Below are 20,744 nucleotides of genomic sequence, written 5' to 3' on the forward strand. Positions count from 1 at the left end.
TGAAGCCTCCCTTATTGACGAATATGCACTACACCATGCGTGCGAACAGACTCCATCGCGGCTTCCACCATTCGATACGTGCGAATGTTATCGGAGATGTCCGTCTCACCAGGGCGGCCTGAGCGCAGAGCATCGAGGAATTCTTGGACAACATACACTCTGTTGTCTGTCCTGTCTTCAAGCGTATAGACAGACTTGCCGCTTTTCTGACTCAGAGTAATCTGCTGCCCATCGAATAACAGCATGCCACGCTCCCCCTCGATCCGCCAATCTCCAAGCCATGAGCCCGTATTCTCGAAGGAAGCCAAGCTCCCTACGTAGCTGGCCTTAACCTTGTTCCCCAGCTCAAGCAGCAGCTCCGTATCGGAGTATCGTGTACCGTACCAGCTGCCCGGAGGGGTAGAGGCTCTGGCATACACACTAACAGCCTCAAGTCCGGTAAGATACCGAAGCATATCCAGATGGTGGATGGCTACATCCATCAGCAGTGGAAATGGCAGATCCTTATGATAATTCGTAAATTCCGGATGATGCTTGAAAAATTGGACATGCACGGCGTGTATGTCCCCAATAGCTCCTTCCTTAATCAAGCCGCGAAGCTTACGGACAATAGGAGCATATCGATAATTCTCAGCGATCATGACCGGGATCCCAGATGCAAGAGACTGCCGATGAAGCTCCTCAGCATCCTCAGCGTTCAGTGCAATCGGCTTCTCGCATAGGACAGGGACTCCGGCTGCCATACATTGCATGGATACTTCTCTATGTACCGAAGGCGGTGTCACATTAATGGCAATCTCAGGTGTCAACCGTTGCAGAGCCTCCGACAGGTAGGTGAACAGGATGTCCTCCGGAAGCCCCGCCTGCTGCTTCACGGCTTCCAAGGCGAGAGGATTCCCATCGACCACGCCAACCAGCTCCAGCTCCTGACAACTTGGCACAATTCTCGTTAACCAGCTTCGGCCGAATTGTCCTGCGCCAATCTGAATGACTCGCATATCGCAGCACTCCTCACTCAAGAATGGAATCGATTAAGGCAAGCTCTTCTGCCGAGAAGTCGCCTGCATGCAGTGCCCCTGCGGCATCTTCAATCTGATTGACCTTACTGGCGCCGATTAATGCTGAGGTCACCCGTCCGCCTCTCAGCACCCATGCCAGTGCCATCTGCGACAGCTTCTGACCGCGGCTGGCAGCCACTTCATTCAACCGTCTGACCTTGTTCATCCTAGGTTCATTCAGATCCTCCGGCTTCAGGAACACGCTTGGACCTGCCGCACGGGAGTCCGCCGCTATGCCGCAAAGATATCGGTCGGTCAGGATGCCCTTGTCCAGCGGGGAGAAGGCGATGGAGCCGATTCCTTCATCCTCAAGCACATCGAGAAGGCTATCCTCAATTCCGCGGGCCATCATCGAGTATTTGGACTGGTGAATCAGGCAGGGGGTGCCGAGCGCCTTCAGAATGTGCGAAGCCTCGCGCGTTGCCTCAGGGTTATAACTGGACAGCCCTACGTAGAGCGCCTTACCTTGGCGAACGATCTGGTCCAGAGCACCCATCGTCTCCTCAAGAGGCGTATTCGGATCGGGACGGTGATGGTAGTAAATATCGACGTAGTCCAGCTGCAGCCGCTTAAGACTTTGGTCCAGGCTGGAGATCAGGTATTTCCTGGAGCCCCAATCTCCATATGGACCGGGCCACATGTAGTAGCCTGCCTTCGTGGAGATGATGAGCTCGTCCCGGTATCCGGCAAGATCCTTCTTGAGTATGCTCCCGAAGGTATCCTCTGCTGAGCCCGGAGGTGGTCCGTAATTGTTCGCCAGGTCGAAGTGAGTGACGCCTAAGTCAAATGCTCTGCGGACCATCTGTCTGCCATTCTCGAAGGCATCCGTGCCCCCGAAGTTGTGCCAGAGCCCTAACGAGATGGCAGGAAGCCTTAAGCCGCTTCTTCCGCATCGGCGATATGCCATAGTGTCGTATCGGTTGGGATCTGCTGTATGCTGCATTCGGTTACCTCCTAGTAGATGTGGTAAGGAGAGTGTACCGATATGCAGCGAGATTAGCTATGACCTAATGGATGATATTTATGGCATAATGTCTGTATTCATCTTCCCGGAGCGGTATTGAGTAGGTGATAGCCCAGTCGTTCGTTTGAACATCTTGGAGAATAACAAGCCGTCGGAGTATCCTACAGATCTCGCTACTTCCTCTACGGAATAATGTCCGGTTGCCAGCAGATTACATGCCTTCCTCATCCGATATTGAATGAGATAGGCTTGTGGAGGTATCCCTGTCGATTGCTTGAACAGAGCAGAGAAATACTTCCGATCCAATCCGACGATGGAAGCGAGCTGCTGTACCGTCAGTTGTTCGGCGTAGTGGGTGGCGATATACTCCTCGGCTTGACGGATATACCGGTCAATCTTGATAACGGACGACGGCTCCTCGGGATGAGAGGGCATCATCTGAACGATGCGGCTGAGCAGCTCGTATAGGAGAGCCATCTGCTGCAAATCGCCGGTTGCGTCGTATCGCTTCGTACGGGAGAGCTGTTCGTACAGTGTGGGCATCAGCTCCAGGTCCATTGGTAAGATAGGATGGTCGGGAGATAATATTGTTCGGCCCAGAATTTCAGGAACCCTAGAGCCGTCAAAGGCGATCCAGGAGTAAGTCCATGGCTCTAATAGATCCGCCTGATAGAAGGTCAACGTATGAGGATAGATAAGAAACGCTTGTCCGGCAGTTGGGGTATAGGTATGGTTAGCCGTTCTTACGATTCCTTTGCCCTGATGGATAAAATGAATTTTGTACCTTTCCCTAACGCCAGGGCCGAAAGAATGTCCGGGCTCGCACGCTTCCTTCCCCCAGTAGAGGAGAGTCAGGTCCGTGCTTCTGGCAGTGGTGGGGGGAGCAGGGAAGGCAGGCAGCTTGGTCATGGAGGGATACCTCCTAGAGATAGAATGATTAATAGAATTCATCGTACCTAGATTAGCAGCCGAAAGCAATAACCACTCCTGCATCGTCCTGTAATAAACCAAGATTACGGGGTATCGCATTCAGAAATCAGATGTTACGATAGTGAGGTGACGTCCGTCGGCCTTCCGTTCTCACTGTGTGTGGGTAGGAGGGTTCTTTACATGTTAAGGGGGAAGCTTATGCTACATGCGATTAGAAGCTCACTGCAGTGGAAGCTCATCATTCTAATGACTTCTGTAATCACACTGGTGGTTACCACAATAGGTGCGTTCAACTATTATCAGAGTGCACAAGCAATTGATGAGGATGTACGACGGTTCAGCAACCAGATCCCTTATTTCACCCAGCTGTTCAAAAAGCATTACGGCTTAAGCCCGATTGATTATAAGCGTCGAATGAAATCCTAGCCGCCTAGTTGGCGGTTTTTTTGCGTGGGGATTTTGGCTGAGATGCGAGTTCGTTATTTAAAAAACGACATTAGTGTCTTTTTTAATTGACGAGCCTGGTTTTCCGATGTTACAATTCAAAACGACAACAGTGTCTTTTTATAGCTTATTAGGAACAACTGATCTGCGAAAGGAAGAATGAGATGAAGAAAGCAGGACCAGGTACATCCGGAAAACGAGCGTGGAAGCAGATTCTGCTCCCAGTGGCCGCAGCGATTCTCGTGCCGGTGCTGGCAGGAACCGTGATAGGCGGAGTTTATATCGTTGTGCAGCTGATAAGAGGGTATACTTTTGCGGAAGCTATGATAGACGTGGAACAATTGCAGCAATCGATTATGCCTTATACAACAGCACTTTTTGTCATTGCCATCGTCCTATTGGTCATTAGAGCTATAAGAAGCAGACAAAAATCCTAAGCTTATGCTTACGAAGTTGTTTTTTCTAGGGAAAAACTTAAGGGAGGAACGTCTATGTTAATTACTATGCTTACAACAGGAACCCGCGGTGACACGCAGCCTTACATGGCCTTGGGCTTGGCACTACAAAAGAGAGGCCATCGCGTACGGATCGCAGCATCCGAGTCTTTCCGGGATTTCGTCGAGCAATACGGTCTGGAGTATGCGCCGATTCGGGGAGATGTAACCAAGATTGCTCAGAGCGAACTGGCTAAGGACGCCGGCAAGGCTGATAATCCGCTTAAATTTTTTAAAAGTCTGAAGAAAGACGAATTCAAGCGCTTATTTCTCGATATGCAGCAGGATATGTACCAGGCCTGTGTGGATGCCGATGCGGTCGTGTATCATCCCGGGGCTACACTGGGTTATTTCGCAGCACAGAAACTGAACATTCCAAGTATTTTGGCTACACCGTTTCCGATGACGCCAACCCGTGCCTATCCTAATCTGCTGTTCTATAATCGTCCAAGCCTCGGGGGATTATACAATAAGCTGACGCACCGGATTTTCGAGCAGGGGTTCTGGATGATATCCGGCGGTCATGTGAAGCAATTCTGGAAGGAGCAATTCGGAACGGTTCCGCCGAAGTTCTCCAATCCGTTCCCGAGACAGCGCACGGCAACGCATCCGACACTCATCTCGCTGAGCCCATCTGTGTTCCCGAGGCCTGTCGATTGGTCCGAGCATGTTCATTGTGACGGATATTGGTTCCTGGAGCCGGACAAGAGTTACATTCCGCCGCAAGAGCTTCAGGACTTTCTAGATGCCGGGAAGCCTCCTGTATATGTCGGCTTCGGCAGCATATCCGGCCAAGCTCAAGCATCGGAGACGACAGCCATCGTAATCGAAGCGCTGAAGCGCAGCGGCCAGCGCGGCATCATCGCCAAGGGCTGGGGCGGGATGGAGCGTCCGGACGAGCTGGACAAGGATATCTTGTTTATTGACGGGGCTCCCCATGATTGGCTGTTCCCCCGAATGGCTGCGGTTGTCCATCACGGCGGTGCGGGAACGACGGCAGAGGGTCTTCGCTCGGGTGTTCCGAGCCTTATTATCCCCTTCACTAACGATCAATTTGCATGGGGACAGCGGGTACATGAGCTCGGAGTAGGACCTAGAGCGATTCCGCGCAAGCAATTGACAGCCGATAATCTGACGGAAGCTATCAAGTATACGCAGAAGGTTGAGATTATAGCCAGAGCCCAAGATCTGGGTAGCCAGATCCGTTCCGAACGTGGAGCAGAAGCCTCTGCACAGGCGGTTATTGACTGCATCGACGTATATCAGAGAAAGGGTAAGTGACATGCCGAGGGTCAAAGAAGAACATTACGAGAACAAAAGGCTGGAAATTATGGAAGCAGCCAAGCGGGTAGCTCTGAAAAAGCCCATCTATCACGTAACGATGAGAGACGTGGTGCTGGAAGCGGGCATGAGCCAGGGTGGCGTATACAAATATTTTTCGAATATCGATGAATTGTTCGCTTCTCTGCTTGGCCAAAATTCTCTGACATCCGAGGTGAAGGACGAGATCAATGCTATATTTGCAGAAGCCAAAGACCCTAAGCAGGTCCTTCACGATTTCCTGACCTACGTCGGGACTTATATCGAAACTTCGGTGAGAGGCAGCGGCAAAATCATTCACGAGCTGATGGCTTTCTATGCCAATGAACCGGAACGGTTAGAGAACATAAGCAGTCAGCTGCTGAAGGCTTCGACGCTTGGTTATCTGCATACCGCCTGCATCGGGTTCCTGCAGGCACAAGCTGCAGCGAAGCGTATAGCGCCGGTTGTACCGCTGGAAGAGGTCATCGCCTTCATGGCGACAACGATTAACGGCATCGTGCATGATGCGATCATGGCCCAGAATGCCGCTTACGCGCGCCATCTCATGCCTGCTCCGAATGTAGACCGGTTAATGCATAGCTTGTATTTATCTGTTATGTCCCTTTTGGGAATAGAAAAACGATAAAGGCTTGGCACTTTATTTTGCCCGAGAGGAGGGAGCCTATCTATCATGCTTCAAAACAAGTACGTAAGACTAATCATGCTGTCCAACATTCTTCTTCAGCTAGGAATTTGGATTCGAAATTATGCCATCTTATTATATGTAACGGATATATCCAACAACAACCCATACTATGTTTCTTTGATTTCGGCAGCGGAATACGGACCTATTTTCCTGTTTTCCATCATTGGGGGGACATTCGCTGACCGTTGGAGGCCGAAGCTGACGATGGTATGGTGCGATATTTTGTCCGGCGTGTCGATATTCGGAGTTCTGTTCGCACTGCTGTACGGTTCGTGGCACACCGTGTTCCTAGCAACGCTGGTGTCCGCTATCTTGTCCCAATTCTCCCAGCCTTCCGCCATGAAGCTGTTGAAGAGGCACGTGAAGGAGGATCAGCTGCAGCAGGTTATGGCGATGTACCAGACGATTGCTTCCTTGTTCTTGATCCTCGGACCCATGTTAGGTACATTCGTTTATCAGAAGTTCGGTGTGGAATTCTCGATCGCTGTCATGGGAGTCATGTTTGTGGCTTCTGCTCTTGTTCTGCTGTTTCTACCGGCTGATGAGGCCAAGTCTGAATCTGCTCAGCGGGAGGCCTTTACCAGAGAATTGCGCAGGGGTCTGCGCTATGTATGGACCAACCCTGCTCTGAAAAGGCTGGCCCTGCTCTTCGGCTTTGTCGGACTGGGAGCTGGGGTTGTTCAACCGATGATGATCTTCATCTCGACGGAGCAATTAGGGATGGGCAAGGACTTTCTCCAATGGATGACGATGTCAAGCGGGGCAGCCATGCTGCTCGGCGGCGGAATTATATTGAAACTATCTGCTAGATTGAAGCCGCAGACGCTGTTGTTGATGGGATTAATCAGCAGTGTGGTGACAACATTAGGTATAGGCTGGTCTACGATACCTGCGCTCACCTTAGTGCTTCAAGCCGTATCGGGTCTATTCTTCCCGAGTATCCATATTGGGATCAACACGCTCATTCTTCGCAATACGACTCAGGAGTTCACAGGGAGAGTGAACGGCGTCATGACCCCCATGCTGACGGGATTTATGGTCATCGGCATGTCGGCTTCCGGATTCATGAAGGCGAACCTATCGCTTACGATTGTATATGCGATCTCAAGCTTGCTGTATGCAGCAGGTGTAGTCTTCCTTCTTCCTTTATTTAAGAAAGAGAGAGGACACGTTAAGACAGCAGGATGAAGACGGGAAGCAGTGCTACGTTGGGATTAATCAAGGTGTAGTCCGATATGAGGGCCGATAGGTCCTACATATATTACTTATTATTCTTAAGGAGGAGTCACATTGATGTAAGCACAGCCGTAAGCTTGCCGCATTAGGAGGGATTCGAGGATAGTGCAGCCAATGATTTCAATTTGGTGGGCGGATCATGGGCCATTCAGACACATGGAACCAAGGTATATGCAACCTCACAACAGATTCCTTGGCAAGAGTAACGTCCGGTCACTACTGGTGGACCAACTACGCAGCTGAGCTAAGGTGAAGGTCGATTCATGGGGAAGCACAACACAGGGCACAGTTGGGCTTCTCGGACGATACCAGGATACGAATAACTATTATATCTTTGCCTATGAAGCTAGCGAGCTTCGAATTAAGCGCAAGGCAGCCGGTACCTTCACAACACTAGATAGCAAGGCCTTAACGTTAAGCCTGGATAAGCGGTACTCCATCTGTAAAGAGATGAATGGTAGCGTACTTATCTTGTATGTGAATGGCAAGCTGAAGCTCAGCTACACAGACACGAGCACGACCTTAACGAACGGCTAAGCTGAATTAATCTCAGTCTATGGTGACAGCAAATTTGATGACGTGAGGCTGATGTCATTAATCGCAGCTCAAGGCACCATAATTGAATCTGCATTAGTTAGTGTTGGTACTTTTAAGTCTGTGTTCCAAGGTACGGGCAATAGCGCAAGCGATGACTACAGAACCGGCTTCAATATGGTAAGACCGGAGCGTTAAGGGTGTAAACTTCTAAGAGGCAGGAAGGACCATGTCTTCTTCAATTTATTGAAGGGCATGGTCTTTGACTTGTCATTCGACTATCTTCGGCGAGAGAAAATATAACTTGTTTTTATACATTATACAATATACAATCTAGTTGAATTCCAAACTAAGGAGGCAATGGTATGGCTACAATTAGCGACTTGCGAGAAGAGAAGCACGTGCTATCTCTGGACTGGGGTAAGATTCAATGGCTATGCGGACAGGAGATTGATCCGGAGTGTGAGATGACGTTCGGCATGGTGTACATAAATGCGGGCACCTCGAATCCTCGTCATTATCACCCGAATTGCGAGGAGTATATCTTCGTGCTGTCCGGGGAATGCGATCATTCGCTGGGGGATGAATCCTATCATCTGGAGCCGGGCATGATGCTGCGCATTCCAAGAGGCGTTCCGCATCATGCGGTAGTTACGGGCTGGGAGCCCTGCCGCATGATGATTATGTACTCTGCACCGGATCGTCAGACGATTGGTGAATAAGATCGGACGACAACCCATTGAAGGAGTGTTCACAAAACTGCGATGACGCTGGATGAATCCGTAGATCTCGTGCAGCGCATTCATGCAAGCAAATTCATGTAAACTAGGCGTTATGGAGAGGAAGATCACAGTGGTAGAAGTCACGATGCTTAATGTGATGGCCGGCGGAGATTTCATACAATCACTCGATACGCAGAGGAGCTGGGGCGTCAAGGTTCTGGATCTGAAGAACGGGATTTATGGCAAAAATCTGATTGACCTGTCCCTTGCTGAAGCAGAGCAAGCGGCCAACGAGATTGCAGCGAGAGGATTGTCGGTTTACTGCTTCTCCTCGGAGCTGTTTCACGACATGGTCGAGAAGGGCGAAGCTTACTTTCGGGAACAGTATCTGAACCGGTTAGATCACTTGCTGAAGCTGGCTGCCATTATGAAGCCGAAGGTGATTCGCCTGCTCTCAGCCAAGATAGAAGGGCGAAGCGAGGTAGCTGACAGTGTGTCGTACCTGAAGGCACAGCATCCGTGGCTTATTCCCATGTATGGCGAGGCAATCGACCGCATTCATGCAGCGGGCTTTGAAGCGACAGTCGAGAACGAAGCTGCAGACAATATGCTTTCCACACCCTCTGAGGTTACTGCATTTTTCGAAGCGTTGGCGCGGAAGGATCGCGTTTATTTCACCTATGATGTCCAGAACCTGTGGCAGATGGGGACTTTTCCAACGATTCAAGTCTATGAGCAGCTTGCACCCTACATCGGTTTCTACCATGTGAAGGGCGGGCAGAGTGAAGGCGATGACTTAGCGCTCGTCTGGAGATCCAGTCTGGAGGAGGCTTCCTGGCCTGTTGCTGCCATGACAACGAGGGTAGTTCAGGAAGGTCGTAGTCCGGCCATTTGTATCAATCCATCGCATGGCAAGGCGAAGCCGGACTATGATTTCCTTAGCGTCACAAAGCAGGATTATACGTATGTGCGCAGCCTAATCGCTCAAGTGGAGGTAACCAAATGACTTATCAGCGGGAATTTACCAAGTACTTAAATGTAGCACTTGTCGGTGTCGGCAGTCATAGCTATCGGAATATTTTGCCGGTGATGCATTATTTGCCTATTCGGTTAATTGCAATCTGTGATGTGAACGAGGAATTGGCAATTGCGACGGCTGCCCAATTCGGCTGCAAAGCTTATACGAGCACCGCTGAGATGTACGAGAAGGAAGCACTTGATGCTGTTTTTCTGTGTGTATCCCCTCAGGCATACCCTAAGTTGACGCTGGAAGCGTTCGAAGCGGGTCTGCATGTGTGGATGGAGAAGCCGGTGGCTACTCGCGTGCATGAAGTGGAAGCGATGATTGACGCGAGGCGCGGGAAAGTGGCTGTTGTCGGCTATAAGAAGGCCTTCATGCCTTCAACGGAGAAAGCGATCGAGCTTGTGAATTCGGAGCAATATGGAGATCTGCATTCGATTCTAGCCGTATATCCGATGTCGCTTCCTCCGGAGCGCGGCGATATTCTGACTAACTTTAAGCCAACCAACTGGCTGGGGAACGCCTCGCACCCGCTCTCGCTTATGATGGCGGTTGGCGGCAAGGTGGAAGCCTTGACAGCACACACCAACGCTAGAGGCACAGGTGCGATTATGTTGGATTTTGCTAGCGGAGCTGTTGGGAATTTCCATCTAGCTTCGGGTCCGCAGCCTATTGAATCCTACCAATTTTTCGGTGGGGGCTGGCATCTAGAGATTGAGAATTCACTGCGAGTCAAGCTCCAGCGCGGTATCCCGCACGTATATAGCCGCACGCACAACTATGTTCCTGCGGGTACCGATACCGGCGCGGTTGTCTGGGAGCCGCAGAACTGCCTCGCTACCCTCGAGAATAAGTCGGAGTTCACCCAAGGCATGTATGGTGAGATGAAGTGCTTCTGTGATTGTGTGCTCGAAGGCCGTCAGCCCGAGCTAGGCTCTCTTGAATTTGCCTTGGAGATTACGAAGCTGTACGAGGCTGCGCTATTGTCCGAAGGCAAGACGGTACCGATCTCGACATGATTTTGCTATAATCAGAAGATCATGGATCGCGTTAAGTGATCATACAGAACGGAGAGAGTGTCGTATGTTATCAAGTAAGCTCGGTAAGCTGCCGATGCGGCAGGAGGTATACAATTACTTGCTCGAAGCGATTATTAGCGGGCAGCTGGAGCCAGGCAAGCAGCTGGATGAGAAGGAGATCTCGGAGAGTCTGGGCGTCAGTCGCACACCGCTGCGAGAGGCGCTTAATCGTCTGGCTCAAGAGGGCATTGTGAATGAGATTCCGTATCGCGGGAATTTCGTGAAGCAATTCTCGGCCAAGGATATTAAGGATTTGTACGAGGTTCGTAAAAATCTGGAAGTGATGGCGGTCCGATCCGCTGTGCTTCGTATGACCGAGGCGGAAGCCGAAGAAATCTCAGCCTTAGTGCGATTAACTGCTGAGGCGCAGGAAGCGAAGAACATGGCTGATTTTGCAAGCTATGACGCTCAATTTCATGAGAAGCTGGCCCTATACGCTGGCAATCAGGTGCTCTATCAGATGCTGGCATCGATGGGCTCACAGATTAAAATTGTACGCTCCTTGGCGAATAAGAGTGACAAGGTCGTCAAGCAGACACAATTCGACCGCGAGCATATTCTGGGGGCCATCGCCACCCGTAATCCCGATGCGGCGGCACAATTCATGGAAGCGCATATTGATCATGTGATGAAGGAAGTTATCGAGCGATTAGGCCACGAGGGCTGAGTAATCGCAAGCGGCCTAGGTTCATTCCATATCTATTAAATGCACGCACACTCAAGTAAAAAGTCTCACTAATGAGGCTTTTTTTGTTTAGACATGTACTGCAGTTAGTTCTTGTTCAGAATTTGCTAAAATATGGATAATATTAAGAATCAAAATGAAAATACAGCTATAATGGGGATATGGTTGTTTATCTTAGGGCATATACGGTTTTTATTTTTGCATGCTACCATAAGGGTGCAGCAGATAATTGAAAGGGGATAAAATATGAGAAAGAATAACTGGATGAAGATGATGGCGATGGTTGCACTCGTTGGCCTAGTCGGTTGCTCCTCAGGAGGGACATCAAGTTCACCTTCCGAATCCAATGGAGCATCGCCCGCAGCAGAGTCTGATGAAATGGTAACGATTACAACCGCACGTCCTGTAGGTTCAGATTATGTATTCGTCGATGGAGAAGATATTAACAACAATGTTCATAACAAGTGGGCGAAGGAAAAGCTAGGCATAGATATCAAGCACCTATGGACTACTGCAGATACTGACTCCTATCATACGAAGCTCAGGCTCTCACTTGCTACCAATGACCAATTGCCGGATGTCTTCATTGTACAAGACGAGAATTTAATTGCCGACCTTATGCAGTCAGGTAAAGTGAAAGATATTTCAGTTGATTATGATAAGTATGCCAGCGAGCGGATTAAGAAGCTCTATACAGACAACCAGACTTCTCTGAACCAAGTGAAAAAGGACGATCAGCTGCTGGGACTGCCTGTTCTGTCTTCAGGCGATGGAACAAACCCTGTGCTGTGGCTGAGACAGGATTGGATGGAGAAGCTGAACCTGAAGGAGCCGAAGACTATCGAAGACTTCGAAGCGATTATGGATGCTTTTACTAACCAGGATCCCGACGGCAACGGGAAGAAGGATACCTTCGGCTTCAGTCTCTCAGGACGCAACGGTTATTCCAATTGGATGTCCGATGTTAGCTTCGTATTCGGTGCCTATACCGGAAATGCTATTCCGATGCATTGGTACGAAGCAGAGGACGGCTCGCTTAAATACGGCTCAGTGCAGCCTGGTGCTAAGAAAGGCCTAGGCAAGCTTCAAGAATGGTATAAGAAGGGTTATCTAGATGCGGAATTCGCAGCGCTTGACGAGACGAAAGCGACGGAGAGCTTCATTCAGAGTAAATCAGGGATGATTGCAGCGCCTGCATGGGCTTTTGGATGGCCGCTCGGAGATACGAAGAAGACGGATCCGAATGCCAAGCTAAGAGCATATGCTCTGCCAACGGGACCTGATGGAAAGTCTGCGCGCTACACGGGCTTTGTGAACGAACGCAAGGTCATCATGTTTAAGAAGGATTTCAAGCATATGGATGCCTTCTTCAATTATTTTGACAAGATTTATGATTATAGCTTTGGAACAGGCGACTTCAAGGATGGTTTCTTCGAGGGTTATGACTATGTGATGGTTGATGGCAAGCCCGAGTATGACGCCAAAAAATTCCCGAACCCGTCTGAAAAAGCTCCTACGCCTCGGAAATACAATCTATTCTGGAATGAACCGGGCATCCCGTTCCAAGAGTCCAAAGATTGGGAATACTTATCTAATGGTGGAGAGCCGAAAACCAGATTCCAGATCCAATCCGCTGGCTCGGACAAAGAAAGACAGCGTGCAGGTGCTCTAAACATAGCCATGAAGGACACAAATTCACCGAGCTTGTTCAACGGTTCTCCGACCGAAACGATGAGAAGCAAGAGCGAAAGCTTAAAGACGATGGAGCTGGAGGCTTACGCGAAGATTATTTACGGCAAAGAGTCTATTGATTCGTTCGATACCTTTGTAGCGGACTGGAAGAGCAAAGGCGGCGATCAAATCGAGAAGGAAGTTAATGAATGGTATAAAAACATTAATAAGTAAGAGATAAAACGCTCGCGGTTCCTATGAACCGCGAGCGTTTTTATTGACGATTTCTGTAATTCTGCGGTGTACAACCATAATTTTCTTTGAATATATGGATGAAATATTGTGTCTTCTGGTAGCCAACCTCCTGGGCTACATCGGAAACACGCATATTTGTGAGTGTGAGAAGCTGGACGGCTTTCTCCATACGCATGCGTTCGATATAAGTGGAGATGCTCTCTCCGGTCTCTTTCTTGTACAAGCGGGACAAATATACAGGATGGAGATATACATGCTCTCCCAACCGGCCAAGAGATACATCTTCATGGAGATGCTCCTCAATAAACGCATGAATTTGCCGGATAATATGATTCCTTTTTGACGTCGTTTCCTTAAGAGACCGTCTGAATTGGTCGATCAAGGGAAGGGCCCAGTCTCGAATACTTGTTGTAGAATGAAAGGAGAAGGCACCGCTCTCCAGCGTAGGAATATTCACCATATCACCGAAGGAGTCACCTTGCTTGTGGGCGATATACGAGAAGCTCCCGAATAAATAATACAGAACCTCCATCAGATGATGCTGTGTCTGATACGCAGGCATGTCGAGCTCCTCCAGAATGTAGTCAAGCCTCCCCGGGATATCGTCCCATCGGCCTGCTTCAAGCAGCTGTAGAAGAGAGGGAGATTGATGCAAGCGTGTAAGCGGCTTGGTTAGCTGTTCAGATGAATGCTCGAGTTGCTCAGAAGAGCGGGTAACAAGCCTATCTCTTCGAGTACCTATTAATCTCCAGAAGTGATTAAGTGCTTCGGAATACAAGGTATGAATGCCATGTTGGAACGTAAAAGGAGCCGTGATCAACAATGACACCGTCCGTTTCAGGTAGGTACGTACCCCCTGCTGCAGCTTCTCCCATTTCATTAACTTATTGTTGTAATCATCTTCCGATTGAACAGGGAGTATGACAATGAGATAACGATGATAATCTTTGCAGCTCCACAAGGAAGAGTCGTTATTGATACTTCCATAATGAATTTCCTCTGCCATATTCAGCATGGCATAGCTGAGGAGCTCCATATCTTCCCGTGTGGAGTCCTCGGCGCCGCCCTCCATTCGAAGGAGTGCAAGCATACATTCTGAGTTCGGTTCTAATGGTATATGAAGAGCGCTAAGGTGTCGGCTCAGCTCGTCTGGAGCATACTTTTTGCCTAGGATTAGGTCCAACAGCAGGTGTTCTCTCATTCTTGCAGCACCCAGCATGAGAACATCTTGGGCTGCGGTCAGACTCTCCTTAGCCTGTTTCTCCTCTGCGATCTTCAGGATCACCTTATTCAAGCATAGGACAATCTCCTCGATGGTAGCGGGCTTCAACAAATAATCGGCTGCACCTAGTTGAAGAGCTTGCACGGCATAGGTGAAGTCGGAATATCCGGACAGCAGAATAACCTTGGCGGCAGGGGCCGTCTTTTGAATATGAGACAAAAGCTCGATTCCGCTCATCTCTGGCATGCGTATGTCTGAGATCATAATGTCAAAGGATGTTTGGCTTATGAGATTCATCGCCTCTTTGGCGGAGCTTGCAACATATACATCTTTTACCCCTAAGCCGCTCCAAGGTACATCTGTTTTCAAGTAATCAAGGACATAGTCTTCATCATCTACTAATAAAACATTCATATCGTATCTCCTTTTGGCAAATCAATCAGAAGAACAACCCGCAGACCGCCCCATTCATTACGCAAAAAGGAAATGCCTGAACTCTTCCCGTATTGATTAATGATTCGATGGTGGACATTGCGCATTCCGCAGCTCATCTCTTCGGTTGTCTGGTACTTACTCTGAACCCGCTCTGTCAAATTCACAATCTCTTCATCGGATAATCCTAAGCCGTCGTCATCGAAGTAGAGAATGTAGGAGGAGTCCTGCAGGGTCCCTGTGATCTGGACATTTCCTGACTCTTGCTTACCTTCAATGCCATGAACAATTGCATTCTCTACAATAGGTTGAAGCAGTAAGGAAGGCATAGCCAGCTCCATCATGACGGGAGGGATATCGATTGTATAAGTCAGTCTTCGATTACGCAGGGACTGCACGTCCAGGTAGCTGCGGATCAGACGGATCTCGTCCTCAAGCGTGGTAATTGCCCCGGCTTTATGGGTGATGTACCGATAGAAGTGAGATAGATTCTTCGCCATGGAGATTACAGCCTCCGGCGACTTGTTCGCCATGCTTACTATATAGAAGAGGCAATTGTACAGAAAGTGAGGATTGATTTGGGATTGCAAATATTTGTACTCCGCCTCTCGGGTACGAACCTTTTCTTCGTACACATTCTCGATTAAGGACTGGGTTTTTGCTGCCATGTCATTAAACCGCTCGAACAAAAAGTCGAATTCAGTCCTTGTTTTGACAGTGGCCCTAACGGCATAGTCACCGGCTCCCAGATTCTCGATTTTGCGCACCAGATAGGCAAATGGCAATCGGAAATGCTTGTAGAACAAGTAAGCAAAGATAATGCCGGTCAAGAAAAGTAAGATCAGACTTCCGTTAACCAGCCCATTCACCTTGCGTAAAGGGAGTAGAAAATCGTCGGTCTTGATGTAGCTGATTAATGTGCCTTCCAAGGATGGTACACGCATAGACTGAATCAAGTATTCCTCACCGTCAATATCCACGGTAGATAGCAGCGGGCGGGAAGAGTTGTCGTTTGTAAGGGCTGTCAATTTTGCTTGTTTGATGAGCCTAGACTGTACATGGTCGGTTGTATCCTCATTTGCGATAATCTCACCATTACCAAAGACTAGGATTGAGGTCCCGTTACCACTCTGATCCAATCCTTCCAACACAGAATTCAAGTACGCGCTAGAGATAGCCGTTTCAACAATGGTCGTAATATTGCTCCAATCTGTTGAGAAAAAGGGGGAGTTGCTTAACAAGAGCCGAAAGCTTAGCTGGTCATTCTTCTTCTCCGCATACCATTGGTTCTTGGGCTTCCGAGCAAGCTCTTCATAATTGTAGCGAGCGGTCCGGACTGTCGATACGACTTCTTCGATCCTGGGGAAATGCACGGTAATCTCTTCGAATAGAGGTTCGGCTTGGCTTTGCAGCTCCAGCTTCTCCTCGACGGGCTTACGGTTCAACAGATGATTCAAGTATCCGTTATCGTCCCATTGATTGGAGTAAGAACGGATGGAGGAATCATTGGTTAATACCAGAGTCTGCTGTTCCAGCTGCCTGAGCGTCTGCTCCAGTCGGCCGATCGTATACTCCACTTGCTTCGAAGCAGAGTTCTCTAAGGTTTCTTTTACTACGTTTTTGCTCGTTTGGTTGGCATAGGTAAATAATAGAGTTGTAGGTAATAGCAAAGCAGCGAGCATAAGCAGCAGCCTTCGGAACACTTTATATTGTAGCATCAAAATTTATTCCTCCAATATCATTTGTACATACTGGTTGCAGAAGGGGTCATAGATGTTAAGAACTTAACATAGGTGCCGAAAATAGGAATTGATATAATACTATCAGAAGTTGATCAACATGTAACTACACGACCGGAGGGAGAACATTATGAATGGAGAAGTTGGAATGTCCAACCTTCCACACACGCTTACAAAAGAGAAATGGAAGATCTTTAAGGGGATAAAAAAAACGTGGCCTCTTCACGTTCTCATTTTACCTGCTTCGATTATTGCGCTTATTTTTCACTACACACCAATGATGGGTCTTGTTATCGCATTTAAGGATTATAAGCCTTGGTTGGGTGTGTTAGACTCGGAATGGGTAGGCTTTGATCATTTTGTGAAGCTTTTTCAGTTTGACGAATCTGTGCAGGTCATATGGAACACGTTGATCATATCGGTATTGAAAATTTCGTTCGGCTTGATCGTGCCGGTTATTATAGCACTTCTCCTGAATGAGGTTCGAAGAGAGGGAATCAAACGGAGTATTCAAACGATGGTTTATTTGCCTCACTTTCTGTCATGGGTTATTCTCGGCGGCATTCTAATCGATCTATTATCAATCAAAGGCGGCATGATTAACCGCGTAATCGTAGATGGATTTGGCATGGATCCTGTCTTCTTCTTAGGAGAAGGGAACTGGTTCCGGTTTGTTATCGTCACGAGTGACATCTGGAAGGAATTCGGTTTTGCGATGATTATCTACCTTGCAGCCATTGCGGGAGTGAATCCTTCTCTCTATGAAGCGGCGAGTGTGGATGGAGCAACCCGTCTGAAGCAGACCATTCATATCACACTGCCTTCCATATTGCCAATTATGGTGGTAGTCGCTACACTGCAGCTTGGGAATATTCTCAATGCAGGGTTTGACCAGATTTTCAACTTATATAATCCACTTGTCTATGACAAGGGCGATGTAATCGATACCTTCGTCTACCGGACAGCTATGATTCAAGGGGAATTCAGCTTCGCGACAGCGGTCGGATTATTTAAGTCTGTAATTAGCTTCACACTTGTGGTTATCTCATACCGACTGGCCTATCGGTTTGGTAATTATCGAATTTTCTAAGGAAGGGAGAGTAACCCATGTATTATAAAACAACAGGATATCGCCTATTCAGCTTATTCAACCATATCTTTCTGCTCAGCTTATCTGTACTGTGTATCCTTCCTCTCATCCACGTGTTGGCTGTATCGTTCAGCGGCAAATCGGCAGCAACGGCGAACCTTGTAAACTTAATTCCTATAGACTTTACTCTGGAATCCTATGCGAAGACGATGGACAATCCTGCATTTACCCAGTCCTTGATGGTCTCCATTCTAAGAACTGTACTTGGAACGGCTATAGGGATGGCCGTCATCATATTTGCAGGTTATGCTCTGTCCAAGCGGATGAAGGAGTTCAAGTCAAGGAATGTATATATGTGGTTCTTCGTCTTCACTATGTTGTTCTCAGGCGGGTTGGTACCCGGCTATATTCTGATTACGAATCTGAATCTGATCAACACCATATGGGCACTAGTCCTTCCTGGCGCCTTGAGTGCTTACAATATGATTCTGCTGATGAATTTCTTCCGAACGATTCCTGTAGAGCTGGAGGAAGCGGCTCTAATCGACGGCGCCGGTTTATTCCGTACTTTATTTAGTGTTCACTTGCCTATATCCATGCCTGCTCTGGCGACGATTACGCTGTTCACCTTGGTCTGGCATTGGAATTCCTGGTTCGACGGGTTAATCTATATGATGGATACAACCATGTATCCACTCGCGACCTTCCTTCAGACAGTCGTAGTGCAGCAGGATTTCAGCAAGATGAGCATCGATCCCAAGGATTTAGAGAACTTGTCGCAGCGTACAGTCAAGTCTGCTCAAATCTTCATCGGAGCGTTACCGATCTTGATCGTATATCCATTCCTACAGAAGTACTTCGTCAAGGGCATTGTACTTGGGGCTGTGAAGGAATAATGAACATGCCGCTTGCAGGGGCTATCGTTCCTCTGTGAGCGGTATTATAGCAGATGAAATGTATGCGCTATCATCTTATGAACGACAAATAACTTGAAGGGGGTGATGCCCTACTACAGCCGCTCTTCAATTTCAACCAGGGTTATGGCAATGGCTTGTGTAAGCAATTACATTGGAGGTGCACAATTAATGAGAAATGTATGGGTCAGATTGGCAAGCGCATGTCTGTTTGTGTTAGGCTTAACCGTCGTTATTTTTACAGGACAAGCCTATGCGCAAGACTATTACATCAACAGCAATGGAGGCAATAATAGCAGCAATGGGACGTCTACAGCTTCTGCTTGGGCTGACTTCACCAACGTGAATGACAAACAATTTTTACCCGGTGACCGTATCCTGCTAGCTCGCGGGGGATCTTGGACAGGTATGCTTCAGCCGAAAGGCTCGGGAAGCAGCAATGCTCCCATTATTATTGATGCTTACGGTTCGGGTGCGGCTCCCAAAATTAATGGTAATGGCAATATTTCAACCGTATACTTGAAAAACCAGCAGTATTGGGAAATTAAGAATCTTGAGATCCTGAATAATGTAAGGGCTACCAATGGCAAACGCAGAGGAATCTTTGTCGTAAATCAGAACGCCGGCACCTTGAACCATATTCATATCTTAAATAACAATGTGCATGATGTATATGGAGACAACACGAAGAATGAGGATGGAAGTGCAGGAATCATGATAGCTGTTCTTGATAATGCCGTTCCATCCAATTACAACGACGTCTTGATTGACAATAACACGGTAGGGCCTGCTGTAGACCGAAGCGGTATCGTAACCGTCTCCAGGCAGTGGTGCAGACCGGATTCTAACTGCACCAGAACACCAGATTGGTATCCGAGCACGAATGTCAAAATCTCAAATAACTATGTGCACGACGTCGGCGGGGATGGCATCGTGCCACAGGTTACGGACGGAGCGATTGTGGAATACAACACAGTGAATGGCTTCAATAGGCGTTCAGGAACTTACAATGCTGGCATTTGGGCATGGAGCGCGGATAATACCATAATTCAATATAATGAAGCCAGCGGCGGCAAAACGACATTGGACGGCCAAGGCTTTGACTTTGATTATGGACAGACCGGGACCATTATACAATACAACTACAGCCATGATAATGAAGGCGGGTTTCTGCTAACCTGTAATTGTAACTATCCTTCCGTCAGCAAGAATCTAATTGCTCGCTACAACATTAGCCAGAACGACAAAGCAAGGCTGTTCGAATTCTCTGGCGGTCCCACTAATATGCAGGTGTATAACAACACCATCTATTTGGACGCAAGCTCCACCACCAAGCCGTTCGCAGGGACTGCGTATGGCGGTACCGCTACCTTTAAGAATAATATCTTCTACCTTCTTGGTGCAGGTGCTTGGGAGGGCCTAGGTACATTCCAGTCCATCACATTCGACTACAACACGATATATGGCGTGCACACATCAGGTGAACCGAATGATTCGCATAAGCTGACCTCTGATCCTATGCTCGTGGCGCCGGGAACGGGCATTGCTCGCAATCAGGTTGACGGGTACAAGCTTAAATCTGGCTCACCGTCATATGGCAGCGGAGTCTTAATCAGCAACAATGGTGGCAAGGACTATTGGGGCAACCCGGTATCAAGTTCCAATTCGCCTAACCGTGGTGCATATAACGGACAAGATAGCGAAGCAGTGCCGGCCAACAGCTACGTAGCAGCCGACGATGCAACGGTACGGGACGGTGTACACGCCGGGATTAATCAATCCGGAACGACAGCTGATTCTATTGATGTGAAGCTAGATGTACCTGACTGGAACCGCGAGGGCTACTTTAAGTTTGATTTTGGTGCCTTTACAGGAACGGTTGCAAGTGCGTCCATTAGGTTAAATCCGACTGTTGCAGATGGCTCTGGAATCCAGCATACGATTGCCTTGGTTAGTAACAACAGCTGGACGGAAGGAGCTATCACCTGGTCCACTAAGCCCTCCTCCAGTACGGTACTGGGTACCTATACCATTACACCGGGGTCTCCAGTCGTAATCAATGTAACCTCACAGGTTCAAGCTGCCATGACTTCCGGTAAGAAGCTCTCCATTCGCGTATATACGGCTTCAGCGGCGGGAAATACCACCCGTGTCGGCTATGCTTCAAGTGAGCACAGCAGTACGGGCTTGCGGCCTACGTTATCCATCGTTCCATAAGATGAACAGGAATGTGGAGAGGAGGCAGG

19 protein-coding genes are annotated in these 20,744 nt (G+C 48.5%); 14 read left to right on the plus strand and 5 right to left on the minus strand.

The window, feature by feature from the left end; all coding sequences use genetic code 11:
* Positions 1 to 11: 11 nt before the first annotated feature.
* From ACFO9Q_RS07525 to ACFO9Q_RS07535, 3 genes are all read right to left on the minus strand, one after another.
* On the minus strand, positions 12 to 998 hold the full coding sequence (locus ACFO9Q_RS07525; protein ID WP_379180318.1) for a Gfo/Idh/MocA family protein: 987 nt from the start codon (positions 996 to 998) through the stop codon (positions 12 to 14).
* A 13-nt stretch (positions 999 to 1,011) separates the two neighbouring features.
* Entirely contained in the window at positions 1,012 to 2,001 is a 990-nt protein-coding gene (locus ACFO9Q_RS07530) for an aldo/keto reductase (protein WP_379180320.1), read from the minus strand.
* A 78-nt stretch (positions 2,002 to 2,079) separates the two neighbouring features.
* Positions 2,080 to 2,931 (minus strand): AraC family transcriptional regulator, encoded by an 852-nt coding sequence (locus ACFO9Q_RS07535; protein WP_379180322.1) that lies wholly within the window; start codon positions 2,929 to 2,931, stop codon positions 2,080 to 2,082.
* A gap of 201 nt (positions 2,932 to 3,132) precedes the next feature.
* Here ACFO9Q_RS07535 and ACFO9Q_RS07540 point away from each other — a divergent pair, with 201 nt between their 5' ends.
* The 11 genes from ACFO9Q_RS07540 to ACFO9Q_RS07590 all read left to right on the plus strand — a co-directional run bounded on the left by ACFO9Q_RS07540 (position 3,133) and on the right by ACFO9Q_RS07590 (position 13,080).
* A complete protein-coding gene (locus tag ACFO9Q_RS07540; RefSeq protein ID WP_379180324.1) occupies positions 3,133 to 3,378 on the plus strand; it encodes a hypothetical protein in 246 nt (81 codons plus the stop codon).
* Between the two features lie 182 nt (positions 3,379 to 3,560).
* The gene (locus ACFO9Q_RS07545; protein WP_379180326.1) at positions 3,561 to 3,833 is read left to right on the plus strand and encodes a hypothetical protein; all 273 of its coding nucleotides are present in this window, start codon (positions 3,561 to 3,563) and stop codon (positions 3,831 to 3,833) included.
* A 54-nt stretch (positions 3,834 to 3,887) separates the two neighbouring features.
* A complete protein-coding gene (locus ACFO9Q_RS07550) occupies positions 3,888 to 5,171 on the plus strand; it encodes a glycosyltransferase (protein ID WP_379180328.1) in 1,284 nt (427 codons plus the stop codon).
* A 1-nt stretch (position 5,172) separates the two neighbouring features.
* Positions 5,173 to 5,838, plus strand: coding sequence for a TetR/AcrR family transcriptional regulator (locus ACFO9Q_RS07555; protein ID WP_379180330.1), 666 nt, complete (start codon positions 5,173 to 5,175; stop codon positions 5,836 to 5,838).
* A 45-nt stretch (positions 5,839 to 5,883) separates the two neighbouring features.
* A complete protein-coding gene (locus ACFO9Q_RS07560) occupies positions 5,884 to 7,086 on the plus strand; it encodes an MFS transporter (protein WP_379180332.1) in 1,203 nt (400 codons plus the stop codon).
* Between the two features lie 297 nt (positions 7,087 to 7,383).
* Positions 7,384 to 7,671 carry a hypothetical protein gene (locus ACFO9Q_RS07565; RefSeq protein WP_379180334.1) on the plus strand — a complete coding sequence of 96 codons (288 nt, stop codon included), beginning with the start codon at positions 7,384 to 7,386 and terminating at the stop codon, positions 7,669 to 7,671.
* 362 nt (positions 7,672 to 8,033) lie between these two features.
* Positions 8,034 to 8,390 carry a cupin domain-containing protein gene (locus ACFO9Q_RS07570; protein ID WP_379180336.1) on the plus strand — a complete coding sequence of 119 codons (357 nt, stop codon included), beginning with the start codon at positions 8,034 to 8,036 and terminating at the stop codon, positions 8,388 to 8,390.
* Between the two features lie 130 nt (positions 8,391 to 8,520).
* Positions 8,521 to 9,396: a sugar phosphate isomerase/epimerase family protein gene (locus ACFO9Q_RS07575; protein WP_379180338.1), complete on the plus strand. Its 876-nt coding sequence runs from the start codon at positions 8,521 to 8,523 to the stop codon at positions 9,394 to 9,396.
* Entirely contained in the window at positions 9,393 to 10,430 is a 1,038-nt protein-coding gene (locus tag ACFO9Q_RS07580; protein ID WP_379180340.1) for a Gfo/Idh/MocA family protein, read from the plus strand. Before ACFO9Q_RS07575 ends, ACFO9Q_RS07580 begins: the two co-directional genes overlap by 4 nt.
* A gap of 64 nt (positions 10,431 to 10,494) precedes the next feature.
* Positions 10,495 to 11,157, plus strand: coding sequence for a GntR family transcriptional regulator (locus ACFO9Q_RS07585; RefSeq protein ID WP_379180342.1), 663 nt, complete (start codon positions 10,495 to 10,497; stop codon positions 11,155 to 11,157).
* 264 nt (positions 11,158 to 11,421) lie between these two features.
* Positions 11,422 to 13,080: an extracellular solute-binding protein gene (locus ACFO9Q_RS07590; protein WP_379180346.1), complete on the plus strand. Its 1,659-nt coding sequence runs from the start codon at positions 11,422 to 11,424 to the stop codon at positions 13,078 to 13,080.
* A 40-nt stretch (positions 13,081 to 13,120) separates the two neighbouring features.
* Here the strand turns inward: ACFO9Q_RS07590 and ACFO9Q_RS07595 are convergent, their stop codons facing one another.
* Positions 13,121 to 14,737: a response regulator gene (locus tag ACFO9Q_RS07595; protein WP_379180348.1), complete on the minus strand. Its 1,617-nt coding sequence runs from the start codon at positions 14,735 to 14,737 to the stop codon at positions 13,121 to 13,123.
* Entirely contained in the window at positions 14,734 to 16,473 is a 1,740-nt protein-coding gene (locus ACFO9Q_RS07600; RefSeq protein ID WP_379180350.1) for a sensor histidine kinase, read from the minus strand. Before ACFO9Q_RS07600 ends, ACFO9Q_RS07595 begins: the two co-directional genes overlap by 4 nt.
* 169 nt (positions 16,474 to 16,642) lie before the next feature.
* Here ACFO9Q_RS07600 and ACFO9Q_RS07605 point away from each other — a divergent pair, with 169 nt between their 5' ends.
* From ACFO9Q_RS07605 to ACFO9Q_RS07615, 3 genes are all read left to right on the plus strand, one after another.
* Positions 16,643 to 17,584: an ABC transporter permease gene (locus ACFO9Q_RS07605; RefSeq protein WP_379180627.1), complete on the plus strand. Its 942-nt coding sequence runs from the start codon at positions 16,643 to 16,645 to the stop codon at positions 17,582 to 17,584.
* Positions 17,585 to 17,601: 17 nt separating this feature from the next.
* Positions 17,602 to 18,480 carry a carbohydrate ABC transporter permease gene (locus ACFO9Q_RS07610; protein ID WP_379180352.1) on the plus strand — a complete coding sequence of 293 codons (879 nt, stop codon included), beginning with the start codon at positions 17,602 to 17,604 and terminating at the stop codon, positions 18,478 to 18,480.
* 189 nt (positions 18,481 to 18,669) lie between these two features.
* Positions 18,670 to 20,715: a DUF7594 domain-containing protein gene (locus ACFO9Q_RS07615; RefSeq protein WP_379180354.1), complete on the plus strand. Its 2,046-nt coding sequence runs from the start codon at positions 18,670 to 18,672 to the stop codon at positions 20,713 to 20,715.
* Positions 20,716 to 20,744 lie beyond the last annotated feature (29 nt).

The sequence above is a fragment of the Paenibacillus sp. GCM10023252 genome (assembly GCF_042653305.1).
GTDB lineage: Bacteria > Bacillota > Bacilli > Paenibacillales > Paenibacillaceae > Pristimantibacillus.